Consider the following 19,304-nt stretch of genomic DNA (forward strand, 5'->3'; position numbering starts at 1 on the left):
ATGGCAGAAAATAAAGAAAAAACTGAAGCAGAACTTTTAGAAGAAACTATGCAAAATTTAGGGCTAGAAGAAGTTCTTGACGAAAAGAAAAGTGAAGATTTATTAGTTGAGAGAAGTAACTCCTCTCTTTCCGATGAAGAGATAGAATCTTTAATAAAAGATGATGATCCCTCAGAAGAAGTAATAGAAGAGATTAAAAGTAATAATAATGAAACTAAATCTAATAATTCAAATGAAGATGAAATTTCACCTGTTGATGATATTAATCTAAATAATACATCTATTGATAACGATGAAGGTATTGGATTAAATGAAGAAATTCCAATTCAAAAAAAACAAAATAAATTTGTAAAAATACTCACAATTGTAATTTCAATATTATTATCTTTAGTTTCAATTGGTGCAGTACTTTATTTAATTGGAGTTTTTGATCCAAAACCCGTTGTAAAGCAACCTAAAGCCCAAGAAGTTAAAGTTCAAAAAGAAGAGTACCAATTTACACCAAATGATATTGATGCAAATAGATTAAACAAAAAACTAAATCTTTTAACAAAATATGAAATAGTTGAAAATTCTACTACAGAAGAACAAAAAGCTCAAGAGAAAGAGAATTTGTACCTTGAAGCAAAAAAACAACTAGAAATGGAAAGATTAGCAAAAATTGAAAAAATAAAAGAAGCTGAAAGAAAAAGAATGGAAGAAGTACTTCCTGCAATTAAGAAAGAAAATATTGATGAAAATATTGATAAACAAATAGATAATGTTATCACAACAAAAGATGATACAAAAGAAGGAGAAAATGTACCTACAGATAGTTCAGATAAAGTTGATGAAAATACTAATCAAGAAACAGAACAACCAACTCTAACAACAGATACGCCAAATGAAGAAACAAAAGTAACTACAAATGCTCAAGTAGAATCAAATAAAGCAGAAGAGACAACTCCTTCAATTGAAGATACTACAAAAGAAAATGAAGTTGTGAAAGTAGAACCTGAAATAGTTAAAGAGAAGGTAAATCAGTTTGTAAAAGTTATAAAGATACAAACAAAAAGTAAAGATATCTATAAATCATTTCTTGACAAAGTTTACTCTGTTAATGATAGTATAACATTGTGTAGGGATTATCAAAATAATGTAGAGATTTTTGTGGGTCCATTCGAAAACGATATAGAAAGAGAAAAAGTTGCTAAAGAATATTTACTTAAATATAATATAAATGTAGAGATTTACGACTATACAACTGAAGAATATGATAAAAGATGTAATTACTAGCTATTTTCTAAAATAGCTTTTGCATCTTTTGCATCAATTTTTTTATTCTTAATATCTACACTTTTGATGTAGTTTTTTTCATAAGGAAGTAAAAAGTTTTTTGGAAGATCTTTTTCCACTAAAGATTTTTCTGTTTTTATTTCAAAATAGTCACCAAGTGGATACCTATGAATTTCAATAATTGTACCTAGAATTTCTTCGTTTTCAATCACCATACAATCTATTAAATCAAACCAAAAAAATTGATCCTTATTTAATTTGCAGTTATCTTTTGTGTCTTCTTCTGTGGTGAATAATTGTTGATTTGTTAGTTTTTTAGCATCATCAATATTATTAATTTCATCGAAAGAAATAATACCTCTTGATTCGTTATAATTCTTTACAGTAAGAGAATTATCTTTATTAGTTGTAAATGTAGCACCTTTTTTAAACTGCTCTGGAAAATCAGAATCAAGGAAGATTTTAATTTCTCCAGTTAATCCTACTGATTTTCCAAGTTTAGCTACATAGATTTTATTTTTCATTTTAAGTTAGTTTGCAACTACTTGTATTTTATATGATACACCATCTTTTGCTTTACAGCCATTAGCCATAGTTTTCAATGCATTTATCATATTTCCATTTTTCCCTATAAGTTTACCCACATCTTGAGTATCTGCACTTATAGTAACTTCAACAAAAGTATCATCTATTTGCTTTTCAGATACTACAATTGAGTCTGGATTACTAGCAATAAGCTTTACGTAGCTTTCAATGAAGTTTTTAATCATATTAAAACTTATTTTGCTTCAGCTAATTTTTTAACTTTTTCAGAAGGTTTAGCACCAACACTTAACCAATAGTTATATCTCTCTTCATCAAGTTTTAACACTTTTGGTTCTGCTACTGGGTTATAATAACCAATTGATTCAATCCATCCTGAATCTCTTCTTTTTCTTGAATCTGTTACAACGATTCTATAAAACGGTTTTTTATTTCTACCCATTCTTGTTAATCTAATTACTGTCATGTTTTTCCTTTTTTTATTTAATAGTATTGAATTCTAAACTCGTCATTGAAGTTTACAACTCAACACTATTTGTGTTTTAATTTTTATCGTGGTAGACCTTGCATTCCACCAGGACCTTTCATTTGAGACATCATGCTTGATAAGCCTTTCATCCCACCTTTGTTTGATAATTGTTTTGCCATTTTTGATGCACTTTTAAATTGCTTCAAAATTTTATTAACTTGTACTTCTGATAATCCAGAACCCTTAGATAATCTTTTTTTTCTACTTGGATTAAGAAGTGATGGCATTTCTCGCTCTTTTGGAGTCATAGAACCAATTAATGCTTTGATTCTTTTTATCTCATCAGAATTTTCAAAATCCATATCTTTTAGTTGTCCAGCCATTTGTGACATACCTGGAATCATCCCTAAAATTGATTTCATAGAACCTAATTTACTCATCATTTTAAGTTGTTCTAAAAAGTCATTAAAGTTAAACTCACCTTTTTTGATTTTTTTAGTTACTTCTTTTGCTTTTTTCTCATCAATAATTGCTGATGTTTTTTCTGCAAGTCCTTCAATATCTCCAGCACCCATAAGTCTAGAAACAATTCTATCTGGAATAAATACTTCCAAATCTGGCATTTTTTCACCAACACCTATAAATCTTAAAGGAACTCCAACTTGATCAGCTAAAGAGATTGCAACCCCACCTTTAGTATCACCATCATATTTAGATAAAATAACACCATCTATTCCAATTTGTTCTTTAAAAGAAGTTGCAGTTTTTGTTGCATCGTGACCAGTTAATGAATCGGCAACATAAAAAATTTCATCTGGATTTAATGCATCTTTTACTTTTGCCAATTGATTCATTAATTCTGTATCAATTGCCAATCGCCCAGCTGTATCTACTAAAAGTACATCATAAAGTTCTTTTTTTGCTTTTTCTTGAGCTGCTTTTGCAATTTTTACTGGATCTTTTTCATTGTCATCAAAATATAAATCAACTTCAATTTGTGCACAGATTTGTTTTAGTTGTTCAACTGCTGCTAGTCTTTGTAAATCACAAGCAGCTATTAAAACTTTTTTCTTTCTTTGTTTTAAATAATTTGCAAGTTTACCAGTTGTTGTTGTTTTACCTGAACCTTGAAGCCCAGTCATTAAAACAGTTGTTGGAGGAGTATTTGAGAATACAAAACCTTGATTACCCTCAGCTGTTAAAATGCTTGTTAAATTCTCTTGTAAAGCTTTTAAAAAGGCGTTTTGACCTATTCCTAACTCTTTTGTTCTTAATTCAACATTGTTGATTAAATCTCTTGTAGTTTTATGGTGTACATCTGCTTTTAATAGTGCTTTTCTAAGTTCAGTTGTTGCTTTTTTTAATGATGCTGCATCATCTTTAAATCTTACTTTATTTACTGCACTTTTAATCGACCCAGTTATTACATCAAACAAAACTCTACTCCATTTTTAAAATTGAGTGATTTTACTAAAGTTTAACTTTATATATCTTTAATTGAGTCGATTTTAAGTTAAATTTAAATAATAAATTTAACTTTTTATCTCTTTTATAGCTATTTTAAGGGTTTTTAGGAATTTTCATAAATTATCAAACCTTAAATTTTATTTAAAGTCCATAGATGTTAAATTCTCTAGGAACCTTTGCTTCAAATGTATAATTAAATATTTTAGTTATTTTTGAGTGTAATAAAACTCTATTTACTTGAGGTGAAGGTTTCCCATAAACATTATCACCTATAATAGGATAGTCAATATAATTTAAGTGAACTCTAATCTGATGAGTTCTTCCTGTATCAATCACAACTTTAATTTTTGATTTATTCCCTTCAATAAGCATTGGGTAAACTGTAGTTTTAGCGCTTTTACCTTTTTTAATATCCACTTTACTTCTAGCAACACCTTTGTTGTTTTTAATAGTTAAAATTGGTTTATCAACTACAATTTCATCAATAACTTTTCCCTCAACTATAGCAACATATTCTTTATATACTGCATTATTTTTAAACTCTCTTATAGCTTTTGTTTGAAACTCTTCATTTTTTGCAAAAAGCATAACTCCACTTGTCTCTTTGTCTAATCTATTTAATAATAAATAATTGGGAAACTTTCTTGACACTTCATCTGCAGTTAAAAAAGCTGGTTTATCTACAGCCAAGATATCATCATCTTGAAATATTACTTTTATAGGTGCTACATCTTTTACTGTAAATTTTGTATTTTCAGAGATGTCACCCCTTGCAATTAGAACTTTTTTATCTCCAACTTTTACTAAGCCTTTATCAATCAAATCTTTCGCTTTACTATTTGATATATTTTCTTGTTTTGCTAATACTTTATAAGCTTTATCTTGTCCCATTTATTTCCCTTAATATTGGTTCTATTGTTCCCCTCTCTTTTAAAGAGGCTGTTTTTAGATTTTTTATATCTCTCATTATATCTTTTAATTGAGAGTTTTCTACAATTTTATAATTCTCAATACACTCAAAAAGAGCTTTTTGATTAAAGTAATTTTTACCACTTATCACCCTGCAATTAAAAAATGCAGGTTCAACGGGATTGTGTCCACCAATTTTTTCAAATGCCCCGCCAAGTATAACTGCATCTGATATTTCATAGATATTATTTAACTCACCCATAACATCTACTAAAATTATATCACTTGAAAAATCATTTTTCAAGGAAAATTTATGATAAGTAATATCTTTATCTTTTACAAAATCATTTATAAGAAGATTTACTTTCTCAAATCTTTCTGGGTGTCTTGGGACAATAATCAACTTCCCAAACTCTTTTTCATAAGAATTTAAAATTAGTTCTTCTTCTTTTTCATGGGTGCTACCAGCTGTTATTATAAATTCATTTGTTTTTTTGTATTTATTAGTTCTTTTTGGTAATGTAGCTAATTTTATATTTCCTATTACCTCAATATTTGTTGCACCCAACTCTTCAAGTCTATTTTTGTCAATTTCACTTTGAGCAAATACTTTATCAATATTTTTAAAAATTCTTTTATAAAACCAAGAAAACTTTTTATATGAAGAGTATGATCTATCACTAATTCTTGCATTTATCAAAATAGTTTTTGTTTTTTTAATTTTTGCAACTAAAAAAAGCATATACCAAAGTTCTGCTTCCATCACTAATAAAACTTTTTGTTTTTTTATCCAAAATGGAAGTAAAAGTTCATATGGCAAAAATCTAACATTTTTACTCAATTTTTCAGCCTCTTCAAAACCTGTATTTGTAATAACTGATATATTAACATCTTCATTTAAAGCTTCAATAATTGGTTTTATTGCTTTTGTTTCACCAAAAGAGCAAACATGAAACCAAATTTTTGATTCACTAAAAGAGTTATTATCTTTTAAAAAAAATCTTGCAGGTAGAGCTTTTTTATATTTTTTGTTTTTTGACTTAAATAAAATAAAGGGGATTGCTAAAATATATAGTAGTAAAGATACTAAAAAATAAAATATCGAAAAGAGGCTCAAGATTAAGCCTCTACAGTTTCTTCTTCTTTATAAATTATTCTTCCACAATGTGGACAATTGATAATTTCTTCTGATTTAATTACTTCTGCATATGTTTGATCACTAATTTTCATAAAACAACCATAACAAGCCTGTTTTTTAACAGGAACAACTGCTGTATCTTTTGCCCATCTTTTGATTTTTTCATAGAAAGTTAAAACTTTATTGTCAAAATCAGCTAATAATTCTGATCTATCTTGATAAACAACATTTCTTTCTTTATTAATCTCTTCTATAGCACTATCAACAGCTACTTGTAACTCTTTTATTCCAGTTTCTTCTTCAGTTAATTTGTCTTGTAACTCTTTTAACTCTTCTTCTTTTACAGTTGATAGTTTATCAAGTCTTTCAATCTCTTCATTTGCAAATGAAATTTGTTCTTTTGCAATCTCTTCTTCTAATTGTAAAGCTTTAACTTCTTTTTCTGTTTGAACTATTGCACCTTTTTTAGATATATCATCTAATTTCGATTTTAATTCAGCTAAGTGAATATTATTTTTAGTTCTTTTTGATTTTATCTCATCAATTTGAGCATAAGTGTCATTTATACCTTTTTTAATCTCTTCTGCTATCTCAACAAAAGTTGCTAATTTTTCTTTTTCGTTGTCAATTTGTGGTTCAAATGAACTAATTTTGCTGTCAAATTTTGATAATTTGATTAAATCCTCTAAATACTTGTTCAACCGTTTCTCCTTGTATTATAAAAACTGAATGGATTTTTTGAATTCGCCATTATAGCTGTTAATTTATTTTTTTTCAAATATTTTTCAATAAGAGAGTATAAAAGTTCTGTAAAATGCTGTTCACTTTCATAATGTCTTATATCAATTAATGATATTCCTCTTGTTTTAGCATCCATTGCATCATGATATTTAATGTCTCCTGTTAAAAAACAATCAGCATCAACTTCCGATAGCATAGACATTCCTGCCCCTGTAACTAAGGCAACTCTTTTTACCTCATCACTACATTTTACAAATTTCAATTCTTCAATATTTAATTTTTTTGAAATTTCTTCACAAAATTTATCAAATGAAGAATTTACCTTGGCATATGAGATATATTCTTCACTATTTTCTAAATTTAGGCCTAAAATCTCTTTTCCAACATATTTATTTAAATGTGTTTTATCAATATTTGTGTGCATTGAAATCAGTGAAATATTTTTTTGTATCAAACTTCTTAAAATCTTTGTAGAATAAGAATCAAAATTTACTCTTTTCAAAGGTGCAAAAATCAAAGGATGATGAGTTATCACTAAAGAATTTTCTTCCATATTAGAAACTAATTCTTCATCTAAATCTATACTAATATAAACTTTATTTATCTCTTCATCAAAAGCACCTACAACTAGTCCTGAATTATCCCATTTTTCTTGTAAAGAAAAAGGTGAAAGTTCATCTAAATAGTCATAAATCTCTTTGATTTTCATTATTTTCCAATTCTTTTTAATCTATCTTGCTCTTGTTCTTTATATAATAAAGCACAACCTTGTGAAAGTTCTCGCACTTTTAAAATATAATTTTGTCTCTCAGTTACAGATATTGCTTTTCTTGCATCAAGTGTATTAAAAGCATGACTTGCTATCATGCATTGATCATATGCAGGAAGAGGAAGTCCGTGCGCTAAACATGACTTACACTCATTAAAAGCATCATCAAAATGTTTAAATAGCATATCTACATTTGCTACTTCAAAATTATATTTAGAAAATTCATATTCTGCTTCTTTATGAACATCTGCATATGTTGTTTTGCCATGTTCATTTTCATTCCAAACTATATCAAATACAGAATCAACCTCTTGTAAATACATAGCTAATCTTTCAGTACCGTATGTAATTTCAACAGCAACAGGATCACAAGCTATTCCACCTACTTGTTGGAAGTATGTGAATTGAGTAACTTCCATACCATCAAGCCAAACTTCCCATCCAAGTCCCCAAGCTCCTAATGTGGGAGATTCCCAGTTATCTTCTACGAATCTAATATCATGTTTAGAAACATCTAAACCTAAATATTCTAAAGATTGTAAATATAAATCTTGGATATTATCTGGACTTGGTTTGATTAAAACTTGAAATTGGTAGTAAGCCCCTAATCTATTTGGGTTTTCTCCATATCTTCCATCAGTTGGTCTTCTGCTTGGTGCTACATATGCTGTACTCCAAGGTGTTGAGTCTAAACTTCTTAATAGTGTTGCAGGATGAAATGTCCCAGCTCCTGCTGGTATATCATAAGGCTGAACAATATTGCAACCTTGCTCTGCCCAAAATTGTTGTAATTTTAAAAGAAGTTGTGAAAATGTAATCATCTAATTTATCCCTAAAGCTTTGTTTTTTATTTTTCAAAATGCAAATATCACACTATAAAAAATAGTGTGATATTTTAAACTATATTAGTACTTCTATACTTTTAGAATCAACTTCTACAGCTTTACTTTTTACTATTCTATCTTCTTTTAATTTTATAGCAAGTTCTTTATCTGTAATTGCTAAAATTTGAATAGCTAGGTATGCTGCATTAATAGCTCCAGCTTTTCCTAAAGCAACAGTAGCAACAGGCATCCCTGAAGGCATTTGAACAGTTGAAAGCATAGCATCCATACCATCCATTGCACCACCTTTCATAGGTACTCCAATAACAGGTTTAGTTGTAGCAGATGCTAATGCACCAGCAAGATGTGCAGCCATTCCAGCAGCAGCAATAAATGCTATAGCACCTTTTTCTTCAGCCTCTTTTACATAAGTTTTAGTTCTCTCAGGAGATCTATGTGCAGAAGAGATTATCATTTCATATTGAACATTGAATTGCTCCAATGTTTCAGCACAGTTTTTCATAATTTCATAGTCAGATTTACTACCCATAATAATAGAAACAAAATTCATATTTTTCCTTTAATATTTTTTATAAATAGTGGCGATTATATCAAAAATAGCCTAATTATTTTATAAATTTATAAAGCTAATTCTTTTGCCCTTTTAAAATCCTTTTTTCCACTTCCTAATTTTGGTATATCATCTACAATTTTTATACTTGAAGGAATCATTAATTTATTATCAAATTTTTTAATAATCTCATCTTTTAACTTTGATACTTCTTTTTCGCTTACATTAGAAATAAGTAAGATGATTTTTTCACCTTTTTTTTCATCTTCTATGGAAGTAACTATAAAATCAACTTCTGAGTTTTCATCTTCAAATAAAAGTTTTGAAATCTTATCTTCAACACTTGCTAAACTTATCATTTCTCCACCCAATTTTGCAAACCTTGAGTATCTATCTACTATAGTAATAAAACCATCTTTATCAACTCTTCCTTTATCTCCTGTTATATAAAAAGTTTTTCCATCAATTATTTTTAATACTTTTGATGTTTTTATTTCATCTTTTAAATAAGCTTTCATAACTTGAATTCCAGAGATGATAATCATACCCTCTTCACCTGTTTCTAACTCTTTAAAACTATCAGGATCTACTATTTTTATGATTGTTCCTGGTATTGGCATACCTACACTTCCTTTTTTTGATCCCACTTGAATAGAACCATCACTTGATAATGTATCTGGAATATTGCAAGCAACTACGGGAGAAGTTTCACTTGTCCCATATCCTTCTAAAATCTCTTTTTCAAACTTATTTTTAAAATCAACTCTTACCTCATCCCTTAATTTCTCAGCTCCAGCTACTGCAAGTCTAATACTTGAAAACATAGCTTTATTTACTTTTGGATTTTTTGTATAAAGTCTATAAAATGTTGATGTTCCAAACATAATTGTAGCTTTATATTCATCAATTAGTTTTCCCAATCCAAAGCCGTCAGTTGGATCTGGGTGGGCTATACATTTAATCCCTTCAATCAAAGGTAAAAAAGTGGTTACAACTATACCAAAAGCATGAAATAAAGGTAGTGAACCTACAATAATATCATCATGTGTTGCATTTACTATTGTAGCTATTTGTTGTGAGTTACCCAAGATATTATCACTTGTAAGTTCGATTCCCTTTGGTAAATCTTCGCTTCCAGATGAGAATAAAATCATAACAATATCATCTTTTTTGATTTTTGTTAAATAAAGAGGTTTTAATAAGAATGCTGGCAAAAATTTAATACTAAGAAGAGTAAATAAGCCAGATACTTTTAATATTTTCTCTTTTAACTCTTCCACATAAACTACATCAACTAACTCAAATATTTCCCTTACATCTATACCTTTATTTTTCAATTTTTCAACAAATTTTTTTGAAGCAATTATTGTTTTGATTTCTGCTTGTAAGATAGCTTGTTTTATTGAGCTTAATTCACTTGTATAGTTTAAGTTTACAAGGGTTTTGCCCAACATCAAACATGAATAATTTATAAACGCTCCTGCTGCTGTTGAAGGAAGGAGCAAACCTACATTTTCTCCTTTTATCTCTTTATTTAATAAATTTTTAAATAAAATTGAGGCTGTAAGGAATTTATTACCTGATAGATTTACTCCCGTAGAATCTGCAAAAATCATCTCACTTGATACAGATTTTAATCTATCAAAAATAACTTCATTTAATGGTGCTAGGTTATTTATATGCTCTTGCCATGCAATTGTTGAAAGATTTACAATCTCTTGTTTTACACTTATTACATTTGCTTTTTCTTTTTTAACTCTTTTTCCAAATGATACGGTTACACTATTTACTTTAGATGATTTTTTGTATTTTTTACTAGCTCTTGAAAAAACTGTTTCCCAAAGACCTCTTATATAAAAAGGAACTACTCGTACATCACTAGTAGTTAGTTCTAATATTTTTTCAAATCCTTTTTTAAACTCTCCTAAATGACCATTTCGTGTAATTCCACCCTCAGGAAAAAGTACAACTATACTTCCTTTATCTAACTCATTTGCAATTATTTTAATTGTATTTTTGCTTCCTGTAGTTCCAATAGGAATAGTTTTAAACATCTTTAAAATCCAATTTAAATACCATTTTTCATAAATTGGTTTATGCATTACAAACTTAACTTCCCTAGGAACTGACATCAATACAACTGCCCAATCTATCCAGGAAACATGATTTCCTAATAATAAAACTCCCCCATTAGATGGAATATTTTTTATTCCACTAACTTCAAGTTTATACTTTAAACCAATAACACTTTTTAAAAAAAGTAAGATTAGAGATTGAGGTAATTTTATTACTGTATAAGCTGTCCCAACTATAGTAATAAATAAAATCAAATATATTGTATTTAATGGATCCAAATTGTAAAAAGATACAACTGTGGTCATGCACAACATCAAAAACATAGAAACAGAATGAAACCAATTATTACCAGCTAAAATTGTTCCTAATATCTTTTTCTTTGCATTAAATTGAATTAAAGCATTTAAAGGAACAACAAACATTCCTCCAAATATTCCAAAAATGAAAAATGAAACGCCTATTAAAAATGGACTTTGTGCTATAGTTGCTGTATAAATAGTAGTTGCCATTCCTAAAGCTGATAAAGGTATAGTTCCAACTTCTATATAATGCTTAGAAATTCTAGAATAAAGTATAGAACCTATTGCTATACCAATACCAGATACGCCTATAACTGCATTTATTACAAACACATCAGTAACATTTAAATACTCTTTTGCAAAAGACGGGAAAACAGCCATCATACCTTGTGATATTCCCCAAAATACAGAAAGCCCAATAACTGACAAAAATATTACACTATTTGAAGATAACACTTTTATATTTTTACCTAATAGTTTCCCCTTTAATAACTCACTCTTATCTAAAGATAATTCTTCATCTCTTTTGTAATAAGTATTCACTCTTCTTAAGACTAAAAAAGAGACAAACATCTCTAAAAATGCCACAGGCAAAATATAATAAGTCAAAGGTAAGATTGCATATAAAAGTTCTTCTTTTGTACTTAATAATTCAAGATGCTTACTATTATAAAAACCTTCAAAAAAGTATGAAGCTCCTGCTATTGAAAAAAGTATTGCTATTATTGATATAGCTTGCAGGGCAGAGTTTCCACTTGATAGGTTTTTCTTTCCATATATATCTAAAATCAAACCAAATTTTGCAGGTGAGTATATAGCACTTTGAGTAGCTAATAAAACCAAAATAAACATTGCTAAGTAAAAGTTTGAAATAGCATAAGCAAATATCATAAGAATGGATAATGAAAATGAAGATACAGCCCCATATATCAAAATATTTTTTTTATTATATTTGTCTGAGAGGTATCCACTTAGTGTAAATAAAAGTACATAAGGAATAAGAATCAAAGCATTTATAATAGATATCCAAATAACTTGTGTACTTCCATCAAATATTTTAAAAGCAATATTTTGTAAAAAAATTTTATGGGCAATGTCAACTACCACATTACAAAATACCACAAACAAAAAAGCAAATTTTATTACTACTAGATTATTAATTTTACCAATCATCTATTTTTCATCACAAATTTCATTTAGCACTCCAATAAATGTACATTTTATGAAGTATAAATATTTATGAATAATAAGTCAAGTTAAAATTTAGAAATGAAACCAAATTGTAATTATTAAGATTTAACTCTTCTTTTTGAAAAAGAATCCAATGAATAAATAATAAGTGCTATCCAAATTAAACAGAAGGTTACTAATTTATCAATATTAAACTCTTCATGATAAATAAATACGGCAATCAAAAAAGAGACGGTAGGAGCAATATATTGAAAAAAACCTAATGTAGCAAGTTTCATTCTTGTAGCTGCTCCATTAAATAATAACAAGGGAATAACAGTTACTAGCCCTGCAAGAACTAGCATAAAAGAGACATAAACCCCACTATTTTCACCAAAAGCTATTCCTTTTTCATTATATATATAAATCAAATAAGCAATAGCAAAAGGCAATGTTAAAAGAACTTCTACAAATAGTCCTACAATAGAGCCTACATTTATTTTTTTTCTTATCATTCCATACATTGCAAAAGAAACAGCTAAAGATAAAGATACTATTGGAATATAACCCAAGGTAATAAGTTGATACAATATTGCTAAAGTGGCAATAAATATTGCCACATACTGATATTTTGTCATTCTCTCTTTAAAAAATAAAAAACCAAATAAGACATTTACAAGTGGATTTATATAATAACCAAGAGAAGCCTCTAGTATTCTATTATTAGTTATTGCCCAAATAAAAATAAGCCAATTTACAGATACAAAAAAAGTAGAAAAAAACAAATTTCTAAGTTGCTTAAAATCTTTTATAATACTTAAAAATGAACTAATTTCTTTTTTATAAAATAAAAAAGGCAAAAGGGTAATAACTGAAAATATAACTCTATAAACTAATATCTCAATTGGAGCTACTGAAGAAACTTCTTTAAAATATATCGGAGATAATCCACCCCAAAATAAAAATGCAAATACAGCATAAAGCTGCCCTAATCTCTCATTACTCAAATATACTTCCTAATTATAAAATAGAAAGTATATTATCAAATAAAATGAGAAATGTATAGAAAATAATTGCTTTATTTAAATATTTTTTTAAGTATTGGAATACGAGATAAAACAAACATATCCAATAATAAAACACAAACTAAAGTAATCCCTACTAATGGGAAAAATAAAGAAAGAGCTAACATAAGAATCATAGCATTATGCCAATGGGGCAATTTACTTGGAATAGGAGGAGGAACTAATTTAAATCCAGAGTCTTTGGGTCTTCTTTTCCACCACATAATAACACCTGTAATACTTAAAACTATAACTGATAGACAAATTATTGTATTAATTATAAGATTCCAAATAGTTACCAATCCCATATGAATAGGAATAGATACAGCCATAGTTTTACCTGCAAGTGAATAATCATCAAAAGTAACCTTTGCTAAAACGTGCCCTGTATATCTATCCACATGAACTGTCTTGTCTGCAAAAGGATTTGGAGCATCACTATTCATAGTATCTTGATTTATTGTCCATACACCTGTTTTTCCTTTTGGAAAAGATACTCTATATCTTCCTTCAAAACCAATTCTTTGGGCAAGTCTTTCTATACTATCTATATTTACAGCTTCATTTGGAAGTGTCCCATTTACTCCTAATTTTGAACCAGAAGCAGGAAGAGGAGTCTCTTCTATTGCCCAAGGCATTCCAGCAGATGGACCATAGTTTAATGAAGCATGAGTTTCACTAGAAAGTGGTATTTTATCCCATTTTTGGGCAGGGAAAGTGCTCCATGCTTGGAAGATTTTTCCACCCCAAATACCAGTCCAAGACATACCAGATAATAAAAATAGAAAAAAGAAAATAGATACATAAACCCCAAGTGAAACATGTACTTCTTTCCAAAAAAGACGACCTTTTAGTGATAGTTTTGGAATCAAAGAGTCTCTTATTTTTCTATCTTTTGGCCACCAAAGATAAACTCCTGTAATAATCAAAATAATAGCAAAACCAGCAGCTATTTCTAACATCCTATCACCAATGGGTCCTAAAAGTAGATCACTATGAATATCATCAGCTAAATCATACCAACCCTGTCTTCTAAGCCATTCATTTACAATTTTACCATTGTATGGGTTTACAGCAACCATAGATTGGCTACCATCAGAATCTTTTATTCTAAAAACATTTACTCTATTTGGTTCTGAAGCTTTTATCCACTCTACTAATTTTCCTTTTGGATGAGTTGATAAAGCAATATTTGATTGTTCTTGTAAAGTAAGCATAATAGCATTTGGTGGTACAGGAACAGTTACCTTTTCCCCATCTCTTCCATCAAAATAACCAATATACATCATAAGCATACCAGTTACTGCAAGTATCAGCATAAAAGGTGTTACAAATATTCCTGCATAAAAATGCCAGCGCCAAGCGGCTTTATAAAAAAGTGTATCTTCATTTACTTTTTTATATTTACTAGATGTTCCTATATCCATCTTCTCTATCCTTCATGCAAACTAAAATTTAAGTCTGAAAGGTTAGAGAAAGATAGTTAATTATCTGTTAATTTATCAAAAAAATGCTTTTATCTCTTCACTATTTAATAGTTTACCAGTAGATTTAACTTCACCATTTATCACAAGTGCAGGAGTACTCATAACTCCATATTCCATGATTTTTTGTATATCTTCTACTTTTTCAACTTGGGCAAAAATTTTAGCATCTGCAACTGCTTTTTTTGCATTTTCTTCCAAGGCTTTGCACTTTGTACATCCTGTACCTAATATTTCTATTTTCATTATATCTCCTGTATGTGATCTTTTAATGTATAAATATAAGTATCAACTTCTAATTCATCATATCGTTCAACAGTTACTGGTGTTCTTACAAATTCACCACCTTCAAATTCATCTAAATAATCCCAATGATTAATTAAATTTGAAGAAGTAAATAAAAACCCATGAACAGTATCCCCCTCTGGATTTAGTCTTATTCCTGGATACCCCATACTTGCACTCCAACCAGCATCTATTAAAAAACCTTTTACAGTAGCAGGTACAAATTTACCTACAATTTTCTCTAATACATGAGCATTTGGACAGTTTGGCATAAGTGTACCATAAACAAAAAGAGTTGTATCCAATCTATTTCCTTTGTAATAATTTATTAGATTTTTGAAATTATAACAAAGTAATATAAATATTAAGAAAATGAAAGGGCTAAAAAAATCACAACTGTAAATATTCCTGTTAACATTAAAAGAAAGCCTCTTTTTTTGAAACCATATTTTCCCTTTACCATTACAATAGCTGATAAAGCAAAAAAGGCTAAAACAATACTATAAACCATAGCTAAATAATACCAAGCTCTATTATTAGTTGATAAGTGAGAATTAATAAACATCTGTAAAAAAGCTGGATAAGAGATATATTTTATATTTGTCTCTCCAGAAGTTTGATTATAAATTATATGCATATACTTATAATCAAAAAACAAAGTACTATTTTCTTGTTTTACAAAATTCAATCTAGATATGTTTTTTTCTACAGTACTTTTTGAGCCAACTTTATAAATATAATCAAGCTTCCCAATTTTTGCTTCACTTATTAGCTTTTCTTTAAAATCATCACTTGAAATATTTTTTGAAATATTTGTTTGAAAAGTATATTCATATTTAAACCAACCTAAACCACGAGCAGACAATATAAATCCCGTAATTGCATATATAAGTGTAATACCTATAAAAAAATACCCAAGGTCCCTATGTAAAGACCTTGATACATTACTTAATGATTTCTTTTTTGACATAATTTTTAAAATGTTCTTTTTATATTGATAGTGAATTTTCTAGGTTCACCAGAGAAAATTCTATTATCTTCTCTACCTGATTCATAATACTTTTTATCTGTTATATTTTCAATATTTAATGAGAAATCCCAATCATTTATTGAATAATATGCTCCCACATCAACTCTTGCATATGATGGTAACTCTACTCTTTTTGCTACAGCTGAATTTGTATATATTTTATCTCTATATGATATTCCTGTTGATAATCCAAGTCTTCCATCATATATTTTTTTGGGAATATTATATCTAGTAAATATATATGCAGTAACCTCAGGAGTAAGAGCTTGTGTATTTCCAACAAATTTTCCAGATACATATTTTGCTTTATTATAGGCATACCCTGATTTAAACTGCCAATTAGCAGTAGGTAACCATTGAACTTCTAGTTCTACACCCTTACTTTCTACTTCACCTGAAATTTCATAAAAATCAGTTCTTGAAATCTGTTCAGCTACATTTTTTTTATTTATTTTATAAAAAGAAATTCCTGTATTAAACTCTTTACTTACATTAATTTTAGTTCCAATTTCATATTGTTTTGATTTTTCAGTATCTAAGAAGTTACCAGAAGTATCAGTCCTTTCAGCACTACTAGGATCATAACTTTGTGCTAAACTTCCATACACTGAAAAGACATCATTAATATTGTAAATTGCCCCTATAGAACCAACAAAATCTCTCGATTTTTTTATTTTATCAGGTGATACACAAGGTCCTCTTGAACACTCAAAATCAATTTTTGTTCTATCCACTCTAGCAGAGCCGACAAGAGTAAATTTATCGGTTAGACTTATTTTATCTTGTAAATATACTCCTGTGCTAAAATATTGAGTTTTTCTTCTATCTTTTTGCTTAATAACAGCAGTTCCCCCATGAATAGGATTATAGATATTTATATTTGGAGTTACAAAACCTCCTTGAGCAATTCTATCATAATCAGTTTTTCTATAATTTCCAGCTAATCCAAAAGTCAAACTATGTTTCATATCTGCAATAATTGTATCAAGATTTAGATTTGTATCAAAGCTATGCCAATCCCTTTCATTGTATTGATGTCTATTTCTTCTTCTTAGTGTTGTATCTGATGCAGTTACTCCTTGTTTTACTTCATTATTTTCATAAAGTTTTCTTTCATCTGTATGAAATACACTTCTCCAGTCAAAATTAAAGAAAAGATTATCACTAATATAATGATCTAAATTAATATCAAAAGCTTTTCCTTCATCATTATCATAGTCATCTGATTCTTGATAAACCGTATTTAAACTAGCAGCTGTTGATATATCATGATTTGCTACAAATAATCCATCATCTGCACTTCCATCTTCATGTCCATATTCCATTGCAACTAATAAAGAGGTATTATCACTAGCATTCCATAACAAACTTGGATAGATGTAAAGATTCTTAAAATCAACATTATCTCTATAAGAATTTAATTTTTCCCCAACCGCAATAAATCTATAAAATAAATTTTCAGTAATAGGTCCCGTTGTATCTAGTGTAGTAGTTATACCATTATCACTTCCAAATTTAGAAACTCCATTTGACATGTATGTTTGAAGTGATGTTTCTAAAGTAGTTTTTTGCTCTGACTGGGGTCGTTTACTTACTATATTAACCAATCCTCCTGGTGCCATCGAACCATATAATACTGCTGCTGGACCTTTTACTACTTCTATTCTTTCTACATTTGCAGTTGAAGGTGAGCCCATTCTACTTATAAGTCCTGACATACCATTTACTTTGATATTTTCTAAAGAAAGGTCAAATCCACGAATCATTATGGCATCTGCATTCTTCCCAACTTTTGTTACTCCTGTTGTATAATCAAAGGTATCTTCTATTCTTTGAGCTTGTAAATCATCTATTAAAGTTCCCTTTGTAACAGAAACTGTGTAAGGTGTTTTTTTATCACTTGACTCACCTTTCATACTTGAAGAAGAGTTCTGTTCAAAATATGACTCTTGAGCTCCTTGTACTACAACTGTGTCTAATTGATCTGCAAAAGTTAATCCTTGAGAAACAACTAAAGACATTGCAATAACTAATCTTTTTTTCATAATATTCCTTTTAATTTTTAATAAGAGAATAAATATATTCACTAAAGTGGGGAATTGTAAGAAAATTAATATTAATAGTTTATTAATAGAGATTATCATTATTGTTATTTATATATAAATAACTAGAAAGTGTTTTTTTAGTAGTTAACTTAAAAGCCAAGATAGCTTTTAAGTCTCATTTTTATTTTTTAAATAATTGGTAAATTGATGAGAAATCTTCATCACCCTTACCTAACATCTTCATTTTTGAGAATAACTCTTTAGGAATAGCTGCACTATATAGTGGTTGATTTAAACTAAAAGCTAAATTTTGAAGCAGATGTAAGTCTTTATTTATTGCACTATTAGAAAAATGTGGTGAAAAGTCTTCATCAATTAGTTTTTGTGTTTTTGCTTTTAGTACAAGTGATTGACCACCACCCACACCTAAAATTTCTAAAGCTTTAGCTTTTGGAATCTCACAACTTTCTGCTAAAGCAGTACACTCTGCAAGTGTTGCCATAAAAGAACCAAGGCATAGATTATTTATAAGTTTCATTTTAGTAGCACTTGAAGGTTTTTCTAAATAAAATATCTCTTTAGCTATTTTTTCTAGTATTGGTTTTGTATTTTCAAAAACTTCTTTTTTACCTGAACTTACAACTGTCAATTCACCTTTTAATGCTGGTGCAACACTACCAAAAACTGGGTTTTCTAGATAGTTACCACCTAAAGTATTTACTGCTTCATGGAACTTTAAAACATCTTCATAATGATTTGTAGTCAAATCAATTATTGTCTTACCTTTTAACTCTTCACTTAAAAGTCCATCATGCATTGAAAAGATATTATTAACAGCTGGGGAATCAAACAAACACATAAAAATAATATCACATTTAGTTAATAACTCCTTTGGTGAACTTGCAATTTCATAACCCAAATCTTTTATTTTCTCAGTATTTCTATTATAAACAATAAGTTCTTCACCAACATCACTTAGTCTTGTGGCTATTGCTTTTCCTAAGTTTCCAAGTCCTATAAATCCTATTGACATTATTTCTCCTAATTCTTTTAGGACTATTATAAGGATATTATATTAAATAAAGATGATATTTTTAAATTGAGTTAAAAGAAGTTTGAAAAGATGAGTTGCCTCATCTTCTCTT

The 19,304-nt window shown here is 28.6% G+C and carries 19 protein-coding genes; 1 reads left to right on the plus strand and 18 read right to left on the minus strand.

The window, feature by feature from the left end:
• Window positions 1-1,275, plus strand: a complete 1,275-nt coding sequence (locus ACNI3D_RS13175; RefSeq protein ID WP_419767324.1) for a V-type ATP synthase subunit I domain-containing protein — start codon at window positions 1-3, stop codon at window positions 1,273-1,275.
• On the opposite strand, the gene rimM is transcribed toward ACNI3D_RS13175, so the two are convergent.
• The 18 genes from rimM to ACNI3D_RS13265 form a co-directional block, all read right to left on the minus strand.
• Window positions 1,272-1,799: a ribosome maturation factor RimM gene (gene rimM / locus ACNI3D_RS13180; protein WP_129101407.1), complete on the minus strand. Its 528-nt coding sequence runs from the start codon at window positions 1,797-1,799 to the stop codon at window positions 1,272-1,274. The genes ACNI3D_RS13175 and rimM overlap by 4 nt on opposite strands.
• A 6-nt stretch (window positions 1,800-1,805) precedes the next feature.
• Window positions 1,806-2,045, minus strand: coding sequence for a KH domain-containing protein (locus tag ACNI3D_RS13185; RefSeq protein ID WP_129101408.1), 240 nt, complete (start codon window positions 2,043-2,045; stop codon window positions 1,806-1,808).
• 8 nt (window positions 2,046-2,053) lie between these two features.
• The gene (gene rpsP, locus ACNI3D_RS13190; RefSeq protein ID WP_013136306.1) at window positions 2,054-2,284 is read right to left on the minus strand and encodes a 30S ribosomal protein S16; all 231 of its coding nucleotides are present in this window, start codon (window positions 2,282-2,284) and stop codon (window positions 2,054-2,056) included.
• An 83-nt stretch (window positions 2,285-2,367) separates the two neighbouring features.
• Window positions 2,368-3,723 carry a signal recognition particle protein gene (gene ffh, locus ACNI3D_RS13195; RefSeq protein WP_419767325.1) on the minus strand — a complete coding sequence of 452 codons (1,356 nt, stop codon included), beginning with the start codon at window positions 3,721-3,723 and terminating at the stop codon, window positions 2,368-2,370.
• A 172-nt stretch (window positions 3,724-3,895) separates the two neighbouring features.
• Entirely contained in the window at window positions 3,896-4,645 is a 750-nt protein-coding gene (locus ACNI3D_RS13200; RefSeq protein ID WP_419767326.1) for an RluA family pseudouridine synthase, read from the minus strand.
• The gene (waaA, locus tag ACNI3D_RS13205; RefSeq protein WP_309109223.1) at window positions 4,632-5,780 is read right to left on the minus strand and encodes a lipid IV(A) 3-deoxy-D-manno-octulosonic acid transferase; all 1,149 of its coding nucleotides are present in this window, start codon (window positions 5,778-5,780) and stop codon (window positions 4,632-4,634) included. The genes ACNI3D_RS13200 and waaA overlap by 14 nt, the downstream gene beginning before the upstream one ends.
• A 2-nt stretch (window positions 5,781-5,782) precedes the next feature.
• Window positions 5,783-6,502, minus strand: coding sequence for a zinc ribbon domain-containing protein (locus tag ACNI3D_RS13210; RefSeq protein ID WP_129101412.1), 720 nt, complete (start codon window positions 6,500-6,502; stop codon window positions 5,783-5,785).
• Window positions 6,499-7,251, minus strand: a complete 753-nt coding sequence (locus ACNI3D_RS13215; RefSeq protein WP_419767327.1) for a Nif3-like dinuclear metal center hexameric protein — start codon at window positions 7,249-7,251, stop codon at window positions 6,499-6,501. The genes ACNI3D_RS13210 and ACNI3D_RS13215 overlap by 4 nt, the downstream gene beginning before the upstream one ends.
• The gene (gene glyQ, locus ACNI3D_RS13220; protein ID WP_129101414.1) at window positions 7,251-8,132 is read right to left on the minus strand and encodes a glycine--tRNA ligase subunit alpha; all 882 of its coding nucleotides are present in this window, start codon (window positions 8,130-8,132) and stop codon (window positions 7,251-7,253) included. Before glyQ ends, ACNI3D_RS13215 begins: the two co-directional genes overlap by 1 nt.
• Before the next feature lie 79 nt (window positions 8,133-8,211).
• Window positions 8,212-8,706 (minus strand): 5-(carboxyamino)imidazole ribonucleotide mutase, encoded by a 495-nt coding sequence (gene purE / locus ACNI3D_RS13225; RefSeq protein ID WP_419767328.1) that lies wholly within the window; start codon window positions 8,704-8,706, stop codon window positions 8,212-8,214.
• Between the two features lie 68 nt (window positions 8,707-8,774).
• On the minus strand, window positions 8,775-12,254 hold the full coding sequence (locus ACNI3D_RS13230) for an acyl-[ACP]--phospholipid O-acyltransferase (RefSeq protein WP_419767329.1): 3,480 nt from the start codon (window positions 12,252-12,254) through the stop codon (window positions 8,775-8,777).
• A 116-nt stretch (window positions 12,255-12,370) separates the two neighbouring features.
• On the minus strand, window positions 12,371-13,258 hold the full coding sequence (rarD, locus tag ACNI3D_RS13235; protein ID WP_013136314.1) for an EamA family transporter RarD: 888 nt from the start codon (window positions 13,256-13,258) through the stop codon (window positions 12,371-12,373).
• Window positions 13,259-13,329: 71 nt separating this feature from the next.
• Window positions 13,330-14,742, minus strand: coding sequence for a PepSY-associated TM helix domain-containing protein (locus tag ACNI3D_RS13240; RefSeq protein WP_419767330.1), 1,413 nt, complete (start codon window positions 14,740-14,742; stop codon window positions 13,330-13,332).
• A 75-nt stretch (window positions 14,743-14,817) separates the two neighbouring features.
• Window positions 14,818-15,045, minus strand: coding sequence for a thioredoxin family protein (locus ACNI3D_RS13245; protein ID WP_419767331.1), 228 nt, complete (start codon window positions 15,043-15,045; stop codon window positions 14,818-14,820).
• Window positions 15,045-15,389: a gamma-glutamylcyclotransferase family protein gene (locus ACNI3D_RS13250; RefSeq protein ID WP_419767332.1), complete on the minus strand. Its 345-nt coding sequence runs from the start codon at window positions 15,387-15,389 to the stop codon at window positions 15,045-15,047. The genes ACNI3D_RS13245 and ACNI3D_RS13250 overlap by 1 nt, the downstream gene beginning before the upstream one ends.
• Window positions 15,390-15,448: 59 nt before the next feature.
• Entirely contained in the window at window positions 15,449-16,054 is a 606-nt protein-coding gene (locus tag ACNI3D_RS13255) for a hypothetical protein (protein WP_419767333.1), read from the minus strand.
• A 5-nt stretch (window positions 16,055-16,059) separates the two neighbouring features.
• Window positions 16,060-18,159, minus strand: coding sequence for a TonB-dependent siderophore receptor (locus tag ACNI3D_RS13260; protein WP_419767334.1), 2,100 nt, complete (start codon window positions 18,157-18,159; stop codon window positions 16,060-16,062).
• A 181-nt stretch (window positions 18,160-18,340) separates the two neighbouring features.
• On the minus strand, window positions 18,341-19,192 hold the full coding sequence (locus ACNI3D_RS13265) for an NAD(P)-dependent oxidoreductase (RefSeq protein WP_419767335.1): 852 nt from the start codon (window positions 19,190-19,192) through the stop codon (window positions 18,341-18,343).
• Window positions 19,193-19,304: the final 112 nt, after the last annotated feature.

It is taken from the genome of Arcobacter siniprincipis (SeqCode) (genome assembly GCF_048571125.1).
Classification (GTDB): Bacteria; Campylobacterota; Campylobacteria; order Campylobacterales; family Arcobacteraceae; genus Arcobacter; species Arcobacter siniprincipis.